Here is a 23,614-nt window from a genome sequence, read left to right on the forward strand (position 1 = left end):
ACGTGGGTGACCTCTCCTATCAAGATCGTTGATGAGCAGAGCACCGTCGCGCTCATCAGCGCCTTCAAAAGGGCGGTGGACGAGGTGAACACCGCACACAGCTCGGTGTCGGCCAGCCAGCTCAGCCTGGCCGGCGGATGGAAGGGCGCCGCCGCGCAGCAGTTCGACTCGGGCCTCGGCGAATGGATCGCGGGCCTCAAGAAGATCGGCCTCGCGCTCGACAAGCTCGACGAGGGCATGGTCAGTTTCTCCCAGCTGACCGCGGACACCGAGGACAACGCGGTCGCGTCCGCGGCCGCGGGCACTGTCGCCAGCTGGACCTGATCGACTCCCGCTCCCACCCTCCCGAACTCCGAAACGAGGATCTGACATGGCCGAATACGCGGTCGACACCGGCTTGACGATGGACGAGACGGTCAAGCTCAAGGGGATCACCGACAAGATCGAGGCCGCCGTCCTCGACCTCGCCAAGGCGGCCGGCATCTACCAGACCAACAACGCCGGTGCGGCCATCGAGAGCTACGCCGAAGCGCAGTCGGAGTGGAACAGCGGCATCAGCATGATGCGCGACGCCCTGAACGACAAGATCGGCGCGTTGAACACGATCACCGAGAACTACATCGCGACCGACCAGAGCGGCCGGGGCCTGTTCCTCCGCTGATCTTCGGGCGGCGCGGGCCGGCCGGCCCGCGCCGCCACCCCACTGACGAGAGGACACGCACATGCCCGCGGGCAACAAGATCGTCATCGACCAGGATTACATCGGCGGCTTCCGGGATCTCCTCAACAACCTCTGGCTGGGCATCCCGACGCTCGAGGCCGGCAACAACCCGAACAACGCCGGCAACCGCAGCGGGGTCCCGCTCAACGACCTGGTGGTCAAGGGCGGCGCCGACACCTTCCCCGAGGCCAAGAGCGCCGCCGAGAAGATCAAGGCGACCGGTGTCGCGCTGCACCAGAAGTTCGAGGCGATCGAGCTGAACCTCGGCAAGACCGTGCAGAACCTGACCTACATGCTCGACCTCAGCACGGACACCGAGATCCGCAACCTCAACGCGGCCGGGGCCGCCTCGCTGCTCAACGGCGGCACCGGATCTTCGCCGGTCACCAGCGGCGGCACGCCGACCACCACCGGCAGCACGCCGCCCGCTACTCCCGCGCCTTAACGCCCTTATCTAAGGAATCCCGATGCCGCTCACGCCTCAGCCCCCGAACTGGGAAGCCGGACTCCAGACGGTCTTCGGCGTCGAGGGACTGGACCACGGCGCGATCGTCGACCGGACCTGGATCAGCGGTACGGGCACCGAGTGGTGGGACGCGAACAAGAGTCCCTGGTACGACGATCCGCTCTTCGGCCAGCCCGGGCAGAACAACTTCACCCTGTACAAGAAGGCCTTCAACCCGCACGCGAAGGGCGACAAGTTCTACATCGTCAAGGGACGGGTCGACTGGTTCGAAGGCGATCCGTCATCGCGGGCCGCCTTCGACAAGATGGTGCTCGAGAGTCAGATGGTCGTCGACAACCCGCAGAACAAGCTGGATCCGCAGTCGTACCGCAACGTCGCGACCACCATGGACAACCTGACCACGTGGCTCGCCGGCACGCTGAGCACGCTGCAGACCCGCCGCAACGACCTGGGTGGCGACGGCAGCGGTTTCCAGGGCAGCGCCGGTCAGGCGTTCGGTGAATACCTGACCCGGTTGTCGATGGAGTTCCAGCGCCTCGAGACCGACATGAACACCAAGAGCAGCTGGGCCGGGATGTTCCGGGACGCCGGCACCCGGGCCGAGGAGTACATCAACGGCATCCGCTCCGCCTGGAACGCCTACAAGGGCCATCCCGGCCACGACCCGACGACCATGATCTTCAAGGTCCTCCAGCAGCTGGCCGACTACTGCGACCAGTTGAACCGGGGACGCGATTTCGGCCACCTCCTGGAGGACACCTTCACGGTGCCGCTGTCCTTCGGGAACGTCGCGGGCCGCCCGTACGACATGATGAAGGACTTCCCGAGGCTCGACGCCGACCTGCACGCCGAGTACGCGGCCGCGACCAAGTTCCTCGAGGACAAGCTGGGCGAGGTGTTCCCGCCGCTGCGCGACAGCCTCCAGCGCATCAACCTCGACATGCACGGGCTGACGGAGTTCGTGCCGCCGCCTTCGAAGATCACCGGCGGTGGTACGGGCAGTGGCAGCGGCATCGACACCGGAACCGGAGGCGGTGGCGGTGGTGGCGGCGGTGGCATGGACACCGGGAACGGTGTCGGCGGCGGGAGCGGTGGCGGTGGGGCCGGTAGCGGTGGCGGGCCCGCCGGTGGGGGCAACTTCGGTGCGCTCAACATCGGCGGGGGTGCGTCCGGTGGAGGCGTCGGGGGCGGCTCCACCATCTCCAGCGGGGGCCTCGGCGCGGGCGGTGGGGGAGTTGGCGCCGGCTCGGGTGGCGGCTTCAGCGGGGGTGGCGGCTTCGGCGGCTCGAGCGGCTCCGGCTTCACGGGCGACTCCGACTTCACCGGAGGCTCCGGCGGCGGTGTCGGCGGTGGAACGGGCGGCGGCGGGTTCGGCGGCGGGATCATCGGCGGTGGGTTCGGTGGCGTCATCGGCGGAGGCCTGGGCGGCAAGCCGGGGCTTGACGACTCGCCGGACCGGCCCGGCGGCAGCCAGGCGTGGGACGACCTGGACGACTTCACCGGCGGCAGCGGCCCGGCCGGTGGCGGTTCGTTCGGGAGCATCGGCGGCGGGTCCGGAGGCAACGGCGCGTCGGCGATCGACCCGGGCAAGGTGGTCCCGGGCGGCGGCTTCGCCGGCATAGGCGGGGGCGGATCCGGCTCCGGCCTAGGTGGCCTCGGCGGCGGTTCCGGTTCGAGCTCCGACATCCCGGGTGGCGTCGGAGCGGGCTTCGGCGGCCTGGGCGGCGGTGGCGGTGGCGGTTCCAGCCTCGACACCCTGGATGGCGCTGGGGCCGGCTTCGGTGGGCTGGATGGCCTGGGCGGGTCAGGCGGCTTCGGCGGACTGGGCGGGTCCGATGGGCTGGGCGGGACAGGCGGCTTCGGCGGACTGGGCGGACCCGGCGGGCTGGGCGGCGCCGGCGGTGGTTTCGGCGGCAGCCCGATGACCGGAGCCAGCTCGGGGTTCAGCACCTTCGACACGAACGGCGCGATGCCGGGCTCGGGGCTGGCGGTCGGTGATCTCGGCGAGAACCCGGCCGCGGATGCCGGCGGTTACCCGCCTTACATGCCCCCGATGACGGGCACCGGCGATCAGGACGTGAAGGAGCGGGAGCGCAAGACGTGGCTGGACGAGGACGAGGAAGTGTGGGGCACGGCGGGCGTCAGCCCGGCGGTGATCGGACGCGACGAGGCCGGCTCCGCGCCGGCTCAGCCGAATCGGCCGTTCGGCCCAAGTCCCGCCGGCGCTCCGCAGCCGTCTCCCACCGAACGCCGGGTGCCCACCCGGGGGTGAGCGGCCCCATCGGCGCCGCGCTCAGTTCGGAGACCACGTCACACGAGGGAATTCATCATGCCTGGAACGCCTGATCCGTCCGACTGGGACACCGGAATCAGCACTGTCTTCGGCGCGGAAGGAATGAATCGGGCAGGGATGGTCGGTGCGAACTGGTTCGCCGGCGTCGGCTTCGAGTGGATGGGCGCCGGTGGCGACCCGTGGTACGACGACCCCGCATTCGGCACGCCCGGCGAGAACGACTTCACCATGTACAAGAAGTCATTCAACGACCACAAGAACAAGTTCTTCATCGTCAAAGGACGCGTCAACTGGTTCGAGGGCGATCCGTCGCCTCGTGCGGTCTTCGACAAGTTCGTCGCCGGGAGCCAGGACGGTGTGTGGCACACGTCCTCCAAGCTCGATCCGCAGACGTACCGCAATGCCTCGACCACGATGGACGGCATCGGTGCCTGGATCAAGAGCACGGTGGAGATCCTGAAGACGCGGCGGGACGGGCTCGGCACCGATCACAGTGGTTTCAAGGGCTCGTCGGCCCAGGCGTTCTCCGAGTTGATGTATCGGTTCTCGGCTGAGCTCACCCGGCTCGAGCTGGACATGAACACCAAGCGCAAGTGGGCGACGATGTTGAAGGACGTCGCCGACCGGGCCGATGAGTTCATCAACGGAATTCGTAATGCCTGGAACGTCTTCTCCGCCCACCCGGGGCATGATCCGACGAGCATGATCCTCAAGATTCTTCAGCAGTTGGCCGACCACTGTGACGCGCTCAACCGCATGCTCGACGGCAAGTCGTGGCAGACGCACGGCCCGACGTGGGTCGTTCCCCTCTCCTTCGGGCGGATCGTCAACAAGAACTACGACGTGATGGTCGACTTCCCGAAGATCGATGAAGATCTGCACGCGGAGTTCGCCGCCGCCGTTTCGGGCCTCGACGAAGAGATGCGCAGGGTTTTCGGTCCGCTGCGGGACGCCCTGTACGCGATCAGTGTCGACATCATCGGCGTGACGCCGTTCGTTCCGCCGCCGTCGCAGATCAGCTCGGGCATCGGCGGGGGCGGCACCGGACTCGGCGGCGGTGGTACCGGGCTCGGTGGCGGTGGGATCAAGACGGGTGGGGTCGGCGGTGGCGGCGTCAAGACTGGTGGGACCGGTGGCGGCGGCATCACGACGGGCGGACTCGGCGGTGGCGGCATCAAGACCGGCGGGACCGGTGGCGGCGGCATCACGACGGGTGGCCTCGGCGGTGGCGGGCTCGGCGGTGGCGGGCTCAGCGGCGGTGGTCTGGGCGGCGGCAGTGGTGGGCTCAGCGGCGGCGGTGGTGGCGCGGGCAGTGGGCTGCCCGGAGGCGGCCTCGACCTCGGCGGCCTCGGAGGCTCCGGCTCGGCCGGTGGTGGGCTGACCGGATCCGGCTCAGGCGGCCTCGGCGGCGGCGTGGGCACTGGCACTGGCGGCGGCGTCGGTGGCGGTCTCGTCGGCGGTGGACTGGGCGGCGGTGGTCTGGGCGGCGGTGGTCTGGGCGGCGATGGTCTGGGCGGCGGTCTCGGGGGCGGCCTCGGCTCCGGCTCCGGCGTGAAGCCCGGCGGTGGCCTTGGCAGCGGGGTGAAGCCGGGCACCGGGGCCGGTCTCGGCGGCGCCGCGGGCTCCGGTGGCAAACCGGGCAGTGGCGTCGACCTTCCCGGCCGGGGCAGCGGGATCGTGCCCGACCTCGACGACTTCACCGGCGGCAAGCCCGGCCTGTCCGGCGGCAACGGCGCGTCGGCCCTCGAACCCGGAACGCTTCCGTCCGGAGGCGGCGGGGGCGGGTTCAGCACCTACGACCCCACCGACACCGCGGCGACAGGCAACTCGGGCTTCGCCACCGGCGGCCTCGGCGGCCTGGCCGGCGGCCTGACCGCCGGAGGCGGAGCGGCCGGCGCCGCGGCGATGGACGGGGCCGGTTCCGGGCTGGGCGGGTCGTCCGTTGGTACGGGAGCGGCGTCCGGCACCTCGGCCGGCGCGGGGGCCAACGGCGCGGGCGGCTATCCGCCGTACATGCCGCCGATGAACGGCATGGGTGGCAACCAGCAGGAGAAGGAGCGCGAACGGTCGACCTGGCTCGACGAGGAGGAAGAGGTCTGGGGCACCGAGCCGGACCTCGCCCCGTCCGTCATCGGCCGGGACGACTGGGACAGCACGTCGTCGGACGAGCCTCAGCCGGCCTCGCGCCCGCACACCCCGGGCTCGCCGCAGACCCGACCAGGCCAGCGTCGCGCGACCACGCGCGGCTGATCGAACAGAGGAACCGACCAGTGACCAGTCCCATGCACAACCGTCTCGAAGAGATGATGGCCGAGCTCGAGCGCCACAAGGCGGCCATCGGTGACCTCCAGAACGGCCTGGCCTCGTCCGAGACCAACGTGACGTCCAAGAGCCGCGCGATCACCGTCACGGTCGACGGTCAGGGGGAGCTGACCGGGATCAGATTCGTCACCAACGCCTACCGGTCGATGGCCCCGGCCGAGCTCGCGTCCCTGATCGTCGAGACGGTCCGGGAGGCCCGGGAGAAGTCGCGGGCCCACGCCGTGCAGCTTTTCTCCCAGGTGATGCCCTCCGGCATCCCGATCATGGAGATGCTGAACGGGCCGGTCGACTTCGACTCCGCCATGGCCGACATCCAGCAGGCCTTCCGCGACGCCGAGTCGGACCGGCCGGGCCGCGCCGGGGACCAGCCGTGAGCGTCACGACCGACACGGCCGCCGTACGGGCCGGTCTGCACGGGTTGCTGCTGCGGGCGGCCGGGCGGTTCGCCGACGACCTGGTCGCCGAGTGCCGGGCCTGGCTCGCCGCCGGGGATCCGGTGGCGGTCGGTCAGACGATCACCCACGCGGCCCTCACCGGGGCGATCCCGCTGGCGCCGGCCGACGCCGACCTCGTCACGGCGGTACTCGCCGACGCCGGGGAGGACGTCTCGCACCTGGCCGGCCTCGAACGGTCGACCGCGGAGAAGGCGCCGGACTACGCGTTCGCCCCGGTATCGCCGGACGTTCTCGCCGAGTACGCGGACGAGCTGCCGTACGCCCTGGATCTGACCGAGATCTACGACGGGCCGGGCGGCATCGACGCCGTCGACAGCACCGCCGCGGCCGTGTCGGCCCGCAACGGCGTCGAGGCGCTCTGGCGGTCCTGGCGGTTCCCGGCCGGGAACACCCCGTGGCCGAGGCCGAGGCGGCTGTACGCGGCCCGCGTCGAGTCCGGCGCCGACCCGGTGACGGTGGCCGAGGCGATCCGGCAGGCGCTGCCGGACGACGTGCTGGTCGAGGTCTTCGGAGATGACGTGCCGCCGCCCGCCTACCAGCGGACGGCCGTGTCGTTCGGTGCGCTGGTCTGGACCGCCACTCCCGCCCACGAGGTTCAGGTGGCCGCGCTCTTCGACGAGCTCGACGACGACGGTGTCGCGTACTTCTCGGCGGATCACCCCCGGCTCGCCGGCGGGGAGCGGGATCGGGTGCTCGCCTATCTGCGGCAGGGCGTGCCGCTGATCCACACGACGGAGTACGCCCTCGACGCGGTGGAGCCGCAGCGGGGCGATGCCGTGCCGGTCGCCTTCCACACCGACGGCGAATGGATCTGGGCCGAGGCGACGACCTATTACCTGGCCGAGTACGGGATCGCGCCCGACCCGGACCTGCTGGACCACATCGCCGCCCGGGGCGGGCGGATGCCCGCGGTGCCCGACGAGTCGGTCCATCGTGCGCTCTACCAGCTGTACCGGCGGGCCGCCGCGTCCGCCGAGTACGCGGCCTGAGAACCGATGGAACCGAACGTGGGTCATTGGCGTCTGGTCGGCGGCCGCCGTGGTCTGGTGCTGGTGCCCGCTCACCGTCCCCGGCCCTGGTACACGCCGGAGCTTCCGCAACCCCGTATGCGTGACGGGGCCCGGGTCGGGCCGCCGGTGGGCCGGGCGACTCCGGCCGGCTGGTCCTTCGCCGGCGAGGCGCCGGAGCGCCCGCCGGTCATCGGGTTCTTCGTCGTCGACGCCCGCTGGGATCCGATCGGGTTCGAGGTCGAGGGGCGACAGATCTCACCTGCTCTGTTCGCGGCCCACCTGGCCGCGCTGGGTACGACCCGGCCGATCCTGTTGTCGCCGCACAGGCCGGAGGGCTCACCGGCAGCCTCGCGGCGGATCCTGATCGAGCTGTGCCAGGCGTTCGGGCGGCCGGTGACCACGGCCGAGGGCACGATCCGGTACGCCGCCGACGGCACCGCCTCGACCGACGGCGCCTTCCGGCGCTGGCATCCCGCGCCCCGCCCGGCCGAGGATCTCGGCTCGATCCTGCCCGCGCCCGCGGTGGCCTACAGCGGCGACGCCGAGCCCCGGCCGCCCCGCACCGAGACGGTGACACCGGCCGGGCCGGCGGGCCCGGTCGCCGTGGGCCCTGGCTGGGCCGGGCTGCTGGACGTCCGGGGCCGCACCCGGTCGCCCAAGGTGGCCGAGCCCCGTCCACCGGTGCGGCGCGCTCCGGAGGCCGGCACCGCGGCATCGAGCATTCCCCACCAGTCACCGGCCTCGACGACACCGGCCGTGCCCGTGGGGCCGGCGGTCGAGATGCCACCGGCCCCGGTGGTACCGGCCGTTCCCATGCGGACGGCGGCCGAGAGGCCGGCGCCGGTGGCCGGTCCGGTCAAGGCGGCGGCTGTTCTGGCGAGCGGCGCCGAGGCGGCGACGATCCCGGCCGGGCCCGCGGGGCCCGGGGCCGGGCTGTGGCTGCCGGACGCCGAGCCGGCCGTGGACCCGGCCGCCGTGCGCGAGACGCTGGGCCGCTCCTACGACGCCCACGCCCGCGTCGTGGCCCGCCTGCTCTCCGAGAACCCCGGGCTCCGGGCCGTCGCCGGCCCCTCCACGGCCGCGACGGCCGGGCTGGTCGCCGTCCGCTCCTATCTGCTCGACGAGAACGCGGCCCTCAACGCCGCCCTGCGCGGCGAGACACCGGTCGACGAGACTCGCGCGCTCCTGCTCGCCGTCACCGCGCGGCACGGCCTGGTGCGGCTGCCGTCCGTCTTCGGCCCGGTGTTCCGCAACCTGCCCGCCGACCCGGACGTCACCGTGTCCTACCGCCCCGGCGAGGAACTCGAGGAGCCCGGCTTCGTCGACGTCGACCTCGTCCCGGCGGCCGGTGACGGCGTGGCCATCGAGTTCGCCATCTGGTCCACCAGCGCCCGCCGCGTGGGCGGCCTCGGCGCCGGCGAGTCGGCCGCCCTCTTCCCGCCCGGCAGCCGGTTCTCGGTGCTGGCCGTGGACGAGCCGGCCGACCGCACGGCCCCGGTGCGGGTGCTGCTGCGCGACCTGGCGACCACCGGCCGTGGCCGGGCCGGCCCGGAGAGCGTCGACCGGGTCGTCACCCGCCTGCGCGAGGTCGCACGGCCGTCCGGCGTGATCCGGCCGGCCGGGCGGGCCGGCTTCCCGATCGGCGTCGACCGGCAGCAGCGGCGTTTCCGGCGCGGCGCGCCGGCCCACCTCCGGCCGTCCGGCTCTGGCCCGGCCTTCGCGGAAAGAATGGAACGAGCATGACCGATTACATGGTGTCGGTTTCGCACACCGATCCCGGGTGCCTGCCGAGCATCTCGGCCGCGCTCACCCACGCGGGCCCGGGCGCGACCGTCGTCGTTCAGCCGGGCGTCTACACCGAGCAGCTCCGCCTCGACCGCGACGTCACGCTGGTGGCCGAGGACGGGCGCGGCACCGTGACCATCGACGGCGGCTCCGGCGCCGCCGTCTTCGCCGCCTCGGGCACGGCCGTGCTGCGCGGCCTCACCATCACCGGCGGCAGTCCCGAGCTCCCGGCCGTGCAGGTGGGCGGGGGCGCGCTGACGCTGGCCGACTGCGACGTCGACGGGCGGGGCGTCGTCGCCGTGCACGTGCCGTCGGGACGGTTGAGCCTCACCGGCGGCGTGCTGCGCAACCCGGGCGGGGCCGGCGCGCTGGTCGAGAACACCGGAGAACTGGCCCTCGGCCGTACGGCTGTGCGGGAGGTCGGGACCGTCGGCGTCGTCATCGCCGGCCCCGGCGCGACCGTCATCGACTGCGAGTTCGGCGAGGTGGCCGGGGCCGCCCTGCTGAGCCTCCGCGAGGGCGGCGGCCTGGTCCGCGGCGGCACGGTGAGCGGGGGCGACGGGCCGGCGATCGTGGCCGAGGCGGAGAGCCGCACCCGGTTCGAACGGGTGACGGTGCGGGGCGGGAACACCGGCGCGGTGCTCAACGGCGGATCCCCCGTACTCGAGAGTTGTGAGTTCGACGGGGTGAACGGGCACGGCGTGGAGGTGACCGGCGCGGCCGACCCGGTCCTCCAGGGTTGCGTGGTGACCGGGGCCGGCGGGCACGGCATCGTGGTCACCGAGTCGGCGACGGGCCGCTTCGCGGAGTGCGTCATCTCCGGCACCGGGGCCGCACCCTTCGCGGCCACCGGCTCGTCGGCGCCGCAGATCGCCGGCGGCCGTTTCACCGCCTCCACCACGTCGGCCGCGGTGTTCGAGGCGCAGGCCTCCGGAACCATCACCGGGACCGCGCTGACCGGCGGCCGCAGCGGACTGGTGGCCACCGGCTCGGCCACCCCGGTCCTCAGCGAGGTACATGTCTCCGGCTGTTCCGAGTCCGGCATCGACCTGCACGAGCAGTCAGTCGTCACGGTGCGGGACAGCCGGATCAGCGGCGCGGCCACGTCGGGCGTCCACATCGGACGCGGTTCCCGGATGGAAGCCGGCAATCTGTCCGTCAGCGGCGGGCGGGACGGCATCGTGGTCGCCGACAGCGGGACGGCCGTCCTCGCCTCGGTCGAGGTCTCCGGCGCTCAGGGCGCCGGCCTGCTGATCGAGACGGGCGGCACCGTGCGCGCCCAACGGGTGCGGGCCCACGGCAATGCGGTCGGGGTGCGGTGTGCGCCCGGCTCGGCCGGGAGCATCGAACAGTGCGAGGCCTTCGACAACACCCGCGAGAACATCAGCCGCGAGCAGGGCTCGACGGTGGACGTCGGTGGAGCTCCGGCCGTGGTCCCGGCCCCCTCGTCGCCGGCGGAGCCGGCCGAGGACCCGGTGGCCGCCCTGCTGACCGAGCTCGAAGCCCTGGTCGGCCTGGCCGGGGTCAAGCGCGAGGTGGCCACCCTGGTCGGCCTGCACCGCATGGGCCTGCGCCGCGCCGCGGCCGGGCTGCCCGCCCCGCCGATGTCGCGGCACATGGTCTTCGCCGGCGCGCCGGGCACGGGAAAGACCACGGTGGCCCGGCTCTACGGCAAGATCCTGGCCGGGCTTGGCGTCCTCAAGACCGGGCAGATCGTCGAGGTGGCGCGGGCCGACCTCGTCGCCGAGCACATCGGCGGCACGGCGGTGAAGACGACCGAGCGCTTCGAGGCGGCGCTGGGCGGCGTGCTGTTCATCGACGAGGCGTACACCCTGATGCCGGTCGAGGGCGGGGGCCACGACTTCGGCCGGGAGGCCGTGGACACTCTGGTCAAGCTCATGGAGGATCACCGCGACGAGGTCGTGGTCATCGTGGCCGGCTACTCGCCGCAGATGCGGGCGTTCCTCGGCGCCAACCCGGGCCTCGCCTCGCGGTTCGCCAAGACCATCGAGTTCGAGAGCTACTCCACGCCGGAACTGGTGACGATCGTCGAGCGGATCTGCAGCAGTCACCACTACTCGCTGGAGTACGACACCCGGCTCGCCCTGACCGAGCTGTTCGACGGCATGGTGCGCGACGAGAACTTCGGCAACGCCCGCGTGGCCCGCAAGGTGTTCGAAGAAATGGTCGGCCGGCAGGCCTTCCGGCTGGCCCAGAGCGATGACCCGTCCGGCGTCACGCTGGCCCAGCTGATGCCGGAGGACCTCGGCCCGGCGCAGGCCGGTGGCGGCGAGGGCGAGCAGGACCGGATCGACGAGATGCTGGCCAAGCTGCACCGGATGACCGGCCTGGAGGCGGTCAAGCGGGAGGTCACCGAGATGATCGACCTGCTGGCGGCGACCCGGGCCCGGGTCGCGGCGGGCCTGCCCGCGCCGTCGATGTCGAGGCACCTGGTCTTCTCGGGGCCGCCCGGCACCGGCAAGACCACAGTGGCCCGGCTCTACGGTGATCTGCTGACCGCCCTGGGCGTACTCCCGGGGGGTCAATTCGTTGAAGTTGCCCGGGCCGATCTGGTCGGTGAATACATCGGGCACACGGCCCACCGGACCAAGGAGGCGTTCGAGCGGGCGCGCGGCGGCGTGCTGTTCATCGACGAGGCGTACACCCTGGCTCCGCCCGGCGCCCAGAACGACTTCGGCCGGGAGGCGATCGACACGCTGGTCAAGCTGATGGAGGACCACCGTGACGAGGTGGTGGTCATCGCGGCCGGCTACGAGCGGGAGATCGAGATGTTCCTGGCCGCGAACTCCGGGCTCGCGTCCCGGTTCTCCCGGCGGATCCACTTCGAGAACTACAGTCCGGACGAGCTGACCAGCATCTTCCAGCAACTGGCGATGACCAGCGGCTACGAATGCCCGGGGGCCACGCTGGGCGCGGTTCGGCAGAGATTCGAGGGTGTACGCCGTACAGCCACCTTCGGCAACGGCCGCTACGCGCGGCAGGTCCTCGACGAGGCGGTCACCCGGCAGGCGGGCCGGATCCGGGTGCTGGGCCGGCCGACCGTCGAACAGCTGCGGACCCTGCTGGTCGAGGACGTCGTGGCCAAGGCCGGAGCATGACCGTGCAGCCCCATCTGGTCGAGCGGGCCGGTGTGACGGTCGTGCTCGGCGATGCGCCCGCGCCGCCGGACGAGCTGCTGGCCGGCCTGCCCGGCGAGCCCGGCTTCCGGCCCGTCGTCGTGGCCGTGCATCCCGGCCCAAGCGCCGAGGAGTTGGCGCGGCTCCTGCACGGCCGGGTCGACGGGACCAGGCTGATCCTGTCTTACGCGGCGGTCAACGGCATCGCCCGTACGCTGGCCGATCGCCTCCGTGTTCCGGTCGTGGCGCCCACCGGGGCCGCCCTGATGCTGCCTGAGCGCCTTTTCGTCCAGCATGGAGAGTGGGTGCGATTCCGTCCGGGCGCGGAACCGGTCGGCGAGGGCGCGCGTTTCCCGGCCCCGCGATGGCAGGCGGCGCTGCGACACGGGCCGGCCCTCACGCCGATTCCCGCCGGCCTGTGGCTGGGTCCCTCCGGCGAGGCCGTGCCGGGCGACGTGCTCACCCTTCCGGTCCTGGACGAGCGTGTCACCGTCGTGGTCGGGCCGGTGCCGCCGCCGGAGGCGCGAGCGGCCCTCCGCACGCTGCCGTGGCCCCTGCGGCACGAGATGCTCCTCGAGCCGTACGGCACGGACCCCGGCACCGTGAAGGACATCGGCCGGCGGATCACCGAGGGCTTTCTGCCCACCCGGACCGTGACCAGGCCCGTGCCGGGCGCTGCGCCTGTGGCCGGTCCGGCGGCCGACAAGGCGCTGTGGCGGCCGGCCGGCGCGTGGCGCCGCACACCCTCGTGAAGTCCGCGCCGCCCGGTGCGTCGTCCTCGATGTAGCCGTGGCACATCAGTGGGGGTTCGGTCGTGGGCATCGATGTCTCGGACGAGCTCAACAGGTTCCAGTTCTGGCTGTCGGGTGAGCAGTTCCCGGCGACCGACGAGGGTGTCCTCCGGCAGCTGGGGGAGTTGCTGAGGTCGCTCGGCGTCCAGATCGAGGATCTGCAGCCGGACTTCGTGGCCGTGGTCAACTCGCTCTCCGACGCCATGGAGGGCGCGGCCGACCGGGCCTTCGTGGACGCGATGCGGGAGTACGTCGACAATCCCGGCTTCCTCCCGCTCGCGGGCCGTTACGTCCACCGGATGAGCGACGACTTCGACAACCTCGCCGCCGAGGTCGAGTACGCCAAGTTGATGATCATCGCGACCCTGGTCGAACTGCTGATCACCTTCACGATCGTCATGGCCCTGCAGTGGCTGTTCCCCGGCCTGGTCTCGGGCTGGCTGATGCAGCTGATCATCGGGCGGTCCCGGGTCATCGCGTTCCTGCTGCGTATGGCCGTGCAGATCGTCATGGCGCAGGTCATGGGCGCCGGCGCGCAGGTCATCATGTCGCTGGCCGTGCAGGCCATCATGAAGCGCAACGGCTCGATCGACGACATCGACTGGAAGAAGGTCCGCGACTCGGCGGCCATCGGCGCCCTGGGCGGCGCGATCGGCATCGGCGTCGGCGGCATCTTCAACTTCCTCGGGCCACAGTTCGAGAAGATGTTCGCCAAAATCGTCGGCAAGGGCGGATCGGACGGACCCGGCCTGCCCGGCGCGCCCGGATCCAAGCCCGGCGCTTCCGAGTCGAAGCCCGGCGCTTCCGAGTCCAAGCCCGGCGTTCCCGAGTCGAAGCCCGGCGCTTCCGGGTCCACGCCGGAGGTGCCGGCGCCGAAGCCGGGTAACCGCCCGGTCCCGGCGGCGGCGCCCCCGCCCATGGTGCCGAGGTCGCCGGGCAATGACGCCCCGGGACCCGACGGCGCGCCTCCCGTTGCCCCCAGGTCGACCGTCGACAATGCCCGGCCGGTCGAGGCGGCGCCGCGTCCGCCGGACAACAAGGAGGGGTTCGGGGAGAACATCGCCGTCGAGTCCACGACCGAGGTCGTGACCGAGGTCGCGTGGTCCGGCTCGCAAGGCCAGGACGTCACCTGGGAGTCGCTGCTCGGCGGCGCGGCTTCCGGCGCTACGTCGGGAGCGGTCGAGCATGGCGGCCACCTGGCCGGCGAGGGGTTGCGCCATCGCACGCACGGGAACGACAGCCACGCCGGGCCGGCCCAGTCCCCGGTCACGCCCGACCCATCGCCCGATCCCGGCCGGGACACGCCACAGGAAGTCGCCCCGGTGCCGCCCTGGGCGCCCGGGCCGGCTCCCGCGGCGGAGGATGCCGACGGCGAGCGCAACGACGCCCCCTATGACGACACGGCACCGCCCCGTTCCCCGGATGCCCCATCAGGGTCCGGACCCGACGCGACTCCGGCGCCGGTCCCGTCCACCGATGCCACGGGCGGCGAATACCCCGAGGGCCCGGACACGTCGACGGCCGTCACCGTTCCGGAGGTCGGCATCGTTCCGGAGGTCGGCATCGGTTCGGCGGCCGGCACCGATCCGCGGTCCGTGCCGCAGGCCGATCCGAGGCCTGTGCCGCAGAAGGTGCATCTGGTCGTGTCCGGTAGCGGCGTGATCAGCGACGACATCCGCCAGAACCTGAGCGCCTGGAACAACAGCACCGCGGCAGGCGGGTGGACCGTCCAAGCCTGGGCGTCGCCGGACGTCGTCGCGGCCAACCCCGGGCTCGGCCTCACCGCCCTCCCCGAACACGCGGGTGACCCCGGCCGGGCCGGGCTGGCCGTCCTCAACGAGCACGGCGGCCTGCTCGTGGACGCGAGCCTCGCCCCGGACGGCATCACCCTGCCGCAGGAGCCGGTCCTGATGGGGACCGGCCCCGCCGACGTGCCTTACATGGATGCCGAGATCCGCTCCGACGAGCGCATGGCCGGCCTCGGTTCAGGTTCCGGTTCGGGCTCGGGCTCCGGCGCCGGTCCCGCCGTCCCGCGCCGGGATCCGAACGCCATGCAGCCGTCCCAGCGGAGCGTTCCCGACCTCGCCGGGCCGTCGCTCATCATGTCGCCGCCGCGGACGGCCTTCCTGGACCGCCTGTCCCAGCCGCCTGTCGCCGGCCCGGCCCAGCCCGTCGCCGGCCCGGCCCAGCCCGTCACCGGCCCGGCCCAGCCCGTCGCAGGACTGGCTCAGACGGAGCCGGTCGGGTCCGGTGAGGAGGCGGCCGTGCGGACGGCGTTCGAGACGCCGCAGCGGGTGGTGTCGGAGTCCGCGCTGGACCGGATGCCGCAGGCGCCGGAACCCGCGCCGGCCGCGCTCCTCGAACCCCTGAGCCCGCCGCCGCCGGTTCCGGCCGATTTCCGCTGGTGGCGGCCGGAGGGTGACCGCGACGGCGTCTTCCGGCAGCGGTACGGATGGCTGCCGCAGGTCAACGACGGCGGCCGGGGGCGCCGCCGTGCCGGTGAGCTGACCGACGCCCAGTGGACCGAGAACTGCTTCCTGGCCGCGGTGGCCACGCACATGGCGGTCGAGGCCCAGCTCAACGGGATGAGCCCTTCGTTCGTGGCGCCCGGCTCGGCCGTGGAGGATCCGCACTTCCGAGGTGGCGTCGACCCGGCATCCCTCGTCACCTATGCCAACGACACCCGAGGTGGGCCCGCCGGCGCGCATCCGCCGAGGCGGCTTCGCGTGACGAGTTCGTACGACGTGGTCGCCGAGACGATCCGGGCGGCCGGTCCCGGCGCGCAGGGCCTGGTGATCGTCGGGGGCCCGGCCGGCCGTACGCATGTCGTCAATGTCGTGAAGGACGGTGACGGCGTGCTGTTCCTGGACGGGCAGCGAGGCGGCCCCGCCGTGCTGCCGCCGACCGGGATGCCGATCTTCATTCCGGTCGGCCCGGTCGAGGTGATCGCGGTGGGCGTGCCGGTCGACCCGGCTGCGATCGGGCGGGTCGGCGTGTCCGGCGACACCGTCCCGGCCGGGGGCGACGCGGAGTTCGTACAACCGCTTCCGGATCAGGAATGGCGCGACCGCCGGATCGAGGGGCCCGGCGCGGGGCTGTGCCAGTTCTACGCCGTGCTCGGAAGCGTCCCGGTCGTGGTCGCCGACCGGCTGCGCGACAACGGCCTGGGCGATCCCGCCGTCGACGCCTGGCTGCGGGACCCGGAGCAGGTCCGGCGCGCCCTGCACGAGTACCGGGGTGCGCCGCCGCGGGCCGACGGCCTGGTGCATCGCTCGGCGGCGGCTCTCGTGGAACTGGTCGAGCGGCACGTGTCGGTCGACGGGAACCGGGTGTCGGCCGCGGCGGCCGAGGCCTATCGCCGGGCCCGCGCGACAGTTCACGAGGAGACGCTCGACGACGGCGAGCTGGAGCGGCGTCATCAGGAGCTGGACAGCCTCGGCGTCGGCCGCCGGGACATCGACCCGGAGCCGATGGTGGCGTTCCGGCAGCGGATGAACGACTACGGGGGCCCGCTGCTCAGCTTCGAGCGGTCCGGACTGGCCGGCCTGGTCGCCGATTGGCAGCGGGTCTGGAATCGCGACGAGGGCGACGCCCTGCCCGCGGTGCTCGCCGACGCGCTGGGCATCCGGTTGCGGATGAACCACCGGGCCTCGACCGGCCAGCGCGGACAGACCTTCGGCTCCCACGGGCCGGTCGTCGATGTGGCCCGTGACCCGGGTAGCACCGAGCGTGGCGGCATGCGCGTCGGCGAGCACTACATGGCGATGCGCCAGCCGGGCGAGGAAGCGGCGCCGGACGTGCCGCCGGATGTGTCGCCGGCCGTGTCCCCGGACATCTCCGACGCCGAGGAGGCGTTCAGCGCCGCCGCCGCTTACGGCCGGGCGCTGACCGAGCTGGCCGGCCGGCCGGCGGCGGAGCGGGACAACTACGAGACGGCCCATTTGGCGTACGCCCGTGAGCTCTACCGTGGCCGGCCCCTGACCACGCCGGAGGGGGAAACCGCCGGCGGCAGCCGGAAGAACTGGGAAGGACTCGCCGAGGCGTACAAGAAAGCTCGGAAGGCTTTTTCGACGGCCCGCCGGGACCCCGGCGGGACCGATCTCACCGCGCCGGCCGATGTCTGGGCGGCGACGATCGCCTTCGCGGCCGGGGCCCGCGCGAACGAGAACATCCTCGCCGCGTCCGGCGAGATCACCCTGCCGCCGTGGTTCAGCGCCGAGTTCGGCTCGATGGGAGACGGCTATGTGCACCGTGCCGAGCCGGCGCCGGCCGGCGACCACACCCTCGATCGTGTGGCGGCGGGCATCGCGGCGGAGATCACCGACGAGCGTCAGCGCGCCGAAGCCGTGGCGTGGGTTCGCCGGCAACTGAGCGACCGCGCGGCGAAGACGTGGCAGAGCCTGATGGTGACCGGCCTGGGCAAACGGTTCGGCGGTTACCACGTCCGGCTCTCGCTGCGGGTCCACGGTTTCGCTCCGGTCGTCTCGGCCCCGCCCGCCGTCCCCGGCATCAGCGACTACAAGAGCAAGTACGCCGACACGACGATCGCCGGTGAGCATTCATGGAGTTCGGCGGTGAGCGCCACCGCACCGGTCAACCCGCTGTGGGAGGTCGCCGGACGGGTGATGAGACATCTCGTGCTGCCCCACGTCATGCTGCACGCGGGAATGACCCGCCAGAGCACCGAACGGCAAGGGCTGGAGGTGCAGTCCGGGAATCGCCCACTGCTCAACGACATGAACTACCACGAGGTCGAGGCCGACCTGATCGTGGACGTGGCCGGTGGGCCCGGCGGCCGCGTCGAGCTGGCCCCGCTGCCCCCGCCCGCCCGGGTCGTGGCCGCCCTGCCCCGCGCGCTGGCCGGGCCGGGCACCAGCGTCGAGCACCGCCGCTTCGCGGTCACCGACCCGCAGGCGATCACCATGGTCGACGCGACCCTGCACGCCGCCGACCTCGGCGAGGTGGCTCGCGCGCTGCGCGAGCGCGTGTCCGGCGCCCTCGGCCTCGGCCCGGTGGAAGCCGCCCATCTCGAGTCGGCGCTGATCGAGGAACTGGTCAACGAGACCACCATCAAGGACCGTACCCAGCAGCTGTGGAGCGACAGCTATGTGCCACCACTGATCCAGCTCGACCTCGACCCGCGTGACTCCGGCCCCGGATATCCCGACGACCGGTACGCCGTCGAGATCTCGGCCGCGACGCGCGAGCTCGGTGGCCGGCCCGAGCGGGTGCCCGACGCCACGGTCCGCAACGACATGGCGGCCACCGAGGCGATGCGCCGGTTCTACCGGGGCGGCCACAACTGGAAGGCGGGGCTTCGCGGGGCGTTTCCGCTCACCGCCTTCGGGGGACAGGCGGTGTTCTCGCCGATGATCCGGGCGAGCTACGGCCGCAGTGGACAACTGGCGGCCAAGAGCACGACCATCTTCCAGGCGAAGACCGCGTTGATGCGCTTCGGCCCGCTCGATCGGTCCGTCGCGGTCCTCGGCCTGCGGGTCTCGGTCACGTCGACCAGCACCGGGCGGAGCTTCGAGCTGGACGTACCGGCCCGGGCCGAGCTGGGCATCCCCGCTGATCGATCGGAGGCGTTCCAGGCCGCGGCGCGCCGGCCGGCCGCTCCGGCGCCCGTCCGCGTGCCGCCGGCGGTGTTCTCGTCCTGGCTGAGCCGCGTCGACGCCTGGGAGGGCGTGGCCACCCGGCCCGCCGAGGAGTGGGCTCGCAACCCCCTGCCGCATCCCGGGCCTCCGCAGCCGCGCCACCTCGCGATCGTCGCGCGGACCACGGTGATCGAGCTGGAGATCGTTCCCGGTCCGGCCTCCCCCGTCGCCGTCCAGGGGTGGGCGGACCTGCTGGCCCCGGGCGGCAACGTCCGGCTGAACCAGAGCGGCTCGGCCCCGAGCGGTCTCGAACCCGCTCGTCTGCGTTACGTGGTCGAAGGTGGGCGGGTCACCGGCGCCTACGTCCTGGACGGGTCGGCCGAGCAGCGGGCCGTCTCGTACCAGAGGGTGCGGACCGTGCTGGGCAGTCTCCTCGGCGCGAACCGGGTGCCCGGCCCCGTTCGCAGTGTCTTCCCGCGCCCGGTCCCGGCGATGACGGAGCTGCGCCTGTGGACCGTCGCCGCCGGTGTGGGACTCGGGCCTGCGGTGGCCAAGGAGATGCCCGGGGCGCAGCGCGTGCTGGCTCAGTTCGAGCTGATGGCCCGCACGGCCCTGTCGACCGCGGGCAAGCGGCTCACGCCGACCGAGGACCACGATCTGCGGTTCCAGCTCGCCGCGGCCTTCGGCGTGCCGCGGCTGCGCGGCAGCGCCCGCTCGCTGTTCGACGGGCGGCTGGCCCGGACGGTGGACATCGGGCGCTTCTCGTTGCGCTTCGAGGTGGCGGGCCGGTTCACCGAGGTGCGCGATACACGCGAGGAGATCAAGACCCAGATCGACGTCCAGGGCCGTACGACGGTGGGTGGATCCGTCGTGCGGGACAGCCGCCGGGAGTTCGCAGTCGACGCCGGGCTCAGCACCTACGCGGCCCCCAGGAAATGGCCGGTGGCGCTGCGGATCCGGGTGCCCGAGGGCGAGGTGTCATGGGACTGGAGCTCGTCGGTCGACGCGGAGGTGGCGAGCAAGGGGTACCGGCGCCGAGTGGTGACCGGCCCGACCCAGGTCATCGACATGGCGACCACCTTCGAGCTGCTGGTGATCGCGCGGGACGGCGAGCAGACCAGTTCGTGGGCGCGGTCGACGATCGGCGGCCCGGACCAGGACGCGGTCACCACCCTCCGGGCCGCCGAGAGTGACCTCGGGCCGGCTGGGGAGCGGCCGGCGCGGGCGCTCACCGGTGCGCCGATGCCGAGGCGAGCCGACCGGGATCCCGGAGCCGACAACGTCTATCTGTGGCTGAACAACTTGGCCGATCTGGCCGACCGGGTCGCCGGCGCGGTGGTGGCCCGGTTCGGCTCGACCTCGCTCGACCTGCCCGACATCGTCCGGGCCGACCTCCTGGAGCCGCGGGCGCCCGAACTGCTGAACGAGGAGGGTTTCCGCCTGCCGCCGGTCGGCCAGTCCCGGGACGTGGTCGAGACCCTGCGCATCTTCTTACGGCCGTCCGCCGTCACCTACGACTCGTCGTCGCCGGGCGCCCGCCACGAGAGATACACCGAGGGCGACTCGAAATCCGGGCACGGCCGTGGCTCGGCGCGGAGCTGGCGTCTCGGCGCCGGGATCGGCCTCATCGGGCACACCCACCAGCCGAGCGCGCCCCATCGGTCGCCCACGCCCCATCTGTCGGCGGCGCGCCGGGCGGCGCCGGCCGGCTCCACGGACGACCAGGGTGCGAATCCGTACGGCACCGACCACGCGGGCGCGAACGCGGTCTACGTCGGCGGGCGGCATCAGGGCCGCGAGGTCGTCGAGTCGATGAGCGCGAACGAGCTCGCCATCGCCGCCCTCTTCGGCGACTCGCATCTGTTCCACGGCAACGCCGACTACGTGTTCGTCTACACCCGTCACCCGGCCGGTGAGCGGCCGCAGACGGCCGTCTTCGATTTCTCGGTCGAGAACGGCCTGCAGGCGTCGGTCCACGACGACTACGCCGACTCCTGGGGACAGGTGCCGGGCCGTACGAAGCCCGAACCGGGTGCCGAACGCGTGCCGCTGCACCTGGCCCTGGCGCTGAACTTCTCGGCGATCGAGGGCCTGTGGACCGCGCGTCTTCTCGCAACGGTCCGGAACGGGCTGGCGCGGATGGACATCCGGACGGACGACCCCGAGATCGACCACCAGCTCTGGGTCTTCCTCAACGACACGGCGGTTCGTGCCCTCTATCACCAGGTACGACGGGACGGCCACCACCTGCAGGTCGTCCAGCTCAACGAGAACGGGACCTGGAACCAGGCCGACATCACCATCACCACCGTCGAGGACGAGCCGGCGTTCCACCAGCAGCGGCCACAGGCGAAGATCACCACCGGTGGGCAGAGCCTGATCCTGCACGACGACGTCGACGAGCAGGGTTCGTCCCACAAGGCGTCTCTGGAGGTGGAGACGCGCGCCGGCTTCGACAAGGCCCGCCTCACCGGCGCGGTCGACGTGAAGGCGCCGTGGCACACCGGAGAGCACGCGGTCGAGAAGGACACCGAGCGCGACATCCGGCGGTCGTCGACCCAGAAGAACGGCGCGGTGGAGTTCCGCGCGCGGACAACCTTCGTCGTGACGATGCGGAAGACGACCGTCCGGCACCCGGTCCATCAGGTGCTGCACGACGCGGTGACCGGCCTGGCCGCCCTCGCCGGCCCGGCCGCCCCGGCGCAAGCCGATGCCGGCCCGGTCACCACGGTCGAGGTCGAGGGCAGCTTCGGCTTCCTGACGCCACGGGAGCTCACCGTTCCCCCGCTGCTCAGGACCTCGCCCGGATGGCTGCGGCCGCAGCCGCTGACCCGCCCGGACTTCGCCGCCGACGACGCCACCGCCCGCTTCGCCCGGATGGTCCTGGACACCATCCAGGTCATCGACGTCTTCCCGCACGCCGCGATGGCGGAGGCGATCCGGCGGCACCTCGGGCCCGGCCCGGGGCAGGTCCTGGAGCCCGGCCGCCCCGGCGTTCACGACCGGGCGCTGCGCACCCGGCTGAACCGCAGCAACCTTCGTACGGCGGTCGGGCGGCTCCTCGGCCCGGGGCTCCCCGTCGTCGGCGAGGACGGCCCCCGCCTGCACCTGGTGATGCGCACCGCTAGGTGGATCACCGACATCGACCTGGAGGCCCTGGGCTTTCCCGAGGTCTCCAGGGAGTCGGAAGGCCGGCGGACCGCCGGCAGCGACCTCGCGATCGGGGCCGACGTCGGCGCCGGCAACCCGAGCGGACTGTTGCGGGTCCTGGCCGGCCCCGGCGTCGAAGGCGAGGTCGGTGACGGCGGCTCGCACGGGGAGTCAGTCGGCAGCTACGTCGAGCACAACCGGTTGCGCAAGGAGACGTACCACGCGTACGCCATCGACGTGCGCTTGGAGCTGCGCGAGGACGGCGAGCTCGTGGACGGCCACGCGTGGCAGACGAACAACGGCATGCTCGCCGTGCTTCCCCGATCGGCCGTGACCGCGCTGCGGGACGTTCCCGCATTGGCCGCCGTCGTCGGCGAGCCCGGCGTGCGCGAGGCCGGCTCGGGCGCTTTGAAGATCACGCGCCGGGGCGACTCGATCTTCACGGTCGAGCCGGCGGATCCGGCGGTGCCACCGTCACCGCCGGAGGGGCCGAAGCTGTTCGTCCGGGCCGGCGAGGACGGCATGACGATCGTCGTGCCGGTCGACGGACCGGACGAGCCGCGGCCGGTCGACCCGGCGGGGACCGCGACGATCGTGACCGAGTATCTGCCGGCTCCGGCCGGTGGTCAGGTTCCGCTGGTCGTGGTCGTCGACGGGACGGCCCGCCTGCGCGCGCAGTTCGCCGAGGAGCTCGCCGCGGCGCTGGAACGGCCGGTCGCGGTGCACGGCAGCGCGCTGTCCACCGACCCGCTCGACGTGCTGCCGGTCGCCCCGGACAGCACGTGGAGAACGTTCGGTGTTCCTGAGCCGGCCGAGCCGGCGCCGGTAGCGCCCGCGCCGGTAGCGCCTGCGTCCGCGCCGGTAGCGCCCGCGCTCGCGCCGGTAGCGCCGGTGCCGGCGGTCGCGCCACGGCCGGGCTGGACCCGGGAGGTCGAGCTGGCCCTGTCCCGCGATCCGGCCCGCGTCGCCCGGCTGCTGGCCGGCAGCGGCTGGGGAGACAGCCGGCCCGAGGTGATGGACAAGCTCCGGTCGGCGATCCCGCTGACACCGTCCGAGATCACCGCGGTGGCCGGCCGGCTGCGGATCGTCCTGTCCGGGCGGATCGGGAACGGCGGGCAGAGCGTCCCCTCGCCGCGAACGGTCGCGCGGTATCGCCTGATGGTGGGCAGCACGATCCAGGGCCCGTTGACGGTCCCGGAGCGTGAGGCACTCCAGCAGGCCGCGCGGAGCCTGGACCGGCACCCCGGCGCCGTCCCGGCCGAGCTGATGGCCGATCTGCTGGACGACGTCACCGGGTCGGCCCTGACACCGTCCGAATCGGTAAGGAGACCGATGCCCCTCAACGCTGTACCGGTGCCCTCCGAGGTCGCCCCGGCGGAGCCACTACCGGCGGACGTCCAGCGCGTCGCCGACATGGCGGTCCGCGGCTTCGAGCGCAGTCAGGCCGGCGGCCCACCGCCCATGGAGGCCGTTCTCGAGGAACGGTTTGCCATGGGCGTACGGATGATGGGCGCGGAAGCCGGAACTCCCGGGGCGACATCCGGGACGGGATGGCTCTTCGACAGGGGCCGTCCGGCCGGGCCGGGATGGCAGGCCGTGTCCTCGTGGGACGAGGTCCACGACGCGGTGAACGAAGCGAAAGCCGGGAGCCTCACCTTCCTGGCGCCCGCCGGTGACGACGACAGCGCCGTGTTCGTCCACCACGGCTCCGACGAGCAAGCCCGGGTCGTGACCGTCGGCCGCGACGGCGTCGAGGTCGTCGAGCTCTCGCGATATCGAACCGAGCACGAGAAGCCGTCCGAGCTGCTGGCCGTCGACCGGTGCGCCGACGTGCGCTCCGGCCGTCGTGGCTGATCAGGCTGTTTCCGCGTTCGCTGAGCTGTTTTG

Annotated in this window: 11 protein-coding genes; all 11 read left to right on the forward strand. The window is 72.7% G+C overall.

From position 1 onward, the window contains the following. The first annotated feature begins 6 nt into the window (after positions 1 to 6). The 11 genes from CRP55_RS45240 to CRP55_RS45290 all read left to right on the forward strand — a co-directional run bounded on the left by CRP55_RS45240 (position 7) and on the right by CRP55_RS45290 (position 23,581). The gene (locus CRP55_RS45240) at positions 7 to 324 is read left to right on the forward strand and encodes a WXG100 family type VII secretion target (RefSeq protein ID WP_179855626.1); all 318 of its coding nucleotides are present in this window, start codon (positions 7 to 9) and stop codon (positions 322 to 324) included. 46 nt (positions 325 to 370) lie between these two features. Continuing rightward, positions 371 to 661: a WXG100 family type VII secretion target gene (locus tag CRP55_RS45245; RefSeq protein WP_097328281.1), complete on the forward strand. Its 291-nt coding sequence runs from the start codon at positions 371 to 373 to the stop codon at positions 659 to 661. A gap of 61 nt (positions 662 to 722) precedes the next feature. After that, positions 723 to 1,166, forward strand: coding sequence for a hypothetical protein (locus CRP55_RS45250; RefSeq protein WP_097328282.1), 444 nt, complete (start codon positions 723 to 725; stop codon positions 1,164 to 1,166). A gap of 22 nt (positions 1,167 to 1,188) precedes the next feature. After that, the gene (locus tag CRP55_RS45255; RefSeq protein WP_097328283.1) at positions 1,189 to 3,459 is read left to right on the forward strand and encodes a WXG100 family type VII secretion target; all 2,271 of its coding nucleotides are present in this window, start codon (positions 1,189 to 1,191) and stop codon (positions 3,457 to 3,459) included. A 57-nt stretch (positions 3,460 to 3,516) separates the two neighbouring features. After that, positions 3,517 to 5,730: a WXG100 family type VII secretion target gene (locus tag CRP55_RS53670; protein ID WP_179855627.1), complete on the forward strand. Its 2,214-nt coding sequence runs from the start codon at positions 3,517 to 3,519 to the stop codon at positions 5,728 to 5,730. A gap of 20 nt (positions 5,731 to 5,750) precedes the next feature. Beyond that, positions 5,751 to 6,176, forward strand: a complete 426-nt coding sequence (locus CRP55_RS45265; protein ID WP_143235386.1) for a YbaB/EbfC family nucleoid-associated protein — start codon at positions 5,751 to 5,753, stop codon at positions 6,174 to 6,176. Further along, entirely contained in the window at positions 6,173 to 7,246 is a 1,074-nt protein-coding gene (locus CRP55_RS45270; RefSeq protein WP_097328285.1) for a hypothetical protein, read from the forward strand. The genes CRP55_RS45265 and CRP55_RS45270 overlap by 4 nt, the downstream gene beginning before the upstream one ends. 18 nt (positions 7,247 to 7,264) lie before the next feature. Continuing rightward, entirely contained in the window at positions 7,265 to 9,010 is a 1,746-nt protein-coding gene (locus tag CRP55_RS45275) for a hypothetical protein (protein WP_143235388.1), read from the forward strand. Further along, on the forward strand, positions 9,007 to 12,171 hold the full coding sequence (locus tag CRP55_RS45280) for an AAA family ATPase (RefSeq protein ID WP_097328287.1): 3,165 nt from the start codon (positions 9,007 to 9,009) through the stop codon (positions 12,169 to 12,171). The genes CRP55_RS45275 and CRP55_RS45280 overlap by 4 nt, the downstream gene beginning before the upstream one ends. Then, positions 12,168 to 12,941, forward strand: coding sequence for a hypothetical protein (locus CRP55_RS45285; protein ID WP_097328288.1), 774 nt, complete (start codon positions 12,168 to 12,170; stop codon positions 12,939 to 12,941). Before CRP55_RS45280 ends, CRP55_RS45285 begins: the two co-directional genes overlap by 4 nt. A gap of 62 nt (positions 12,942 to 13,003) precedes the next feature. Beyond that, complete coding sequence (locus CRP55_RS45290) at positions 13,004 to 23,581, forward strand: WXG100-like domain-containing protein (protein ID WP_097328289.1); 10,578 nt, start codon at positions 13,004 to 13,006, stop codon at positions 23,579 to 23,581. Positions 23,582 to 23,614: the final 33 nt, after the last annotated feature.

It is taken from the genome of Paractinoplanes atraurantiacus, from assembly GCF_900215205.1.
In the GTDB taxonomy this organism is placed as follows: Bacteria; Actinomycetota; Actinomycetes; order Mycobacteriales; family Micromonosporaceae; genus Actinoplanes; species Actinoplanes atraurantiacus.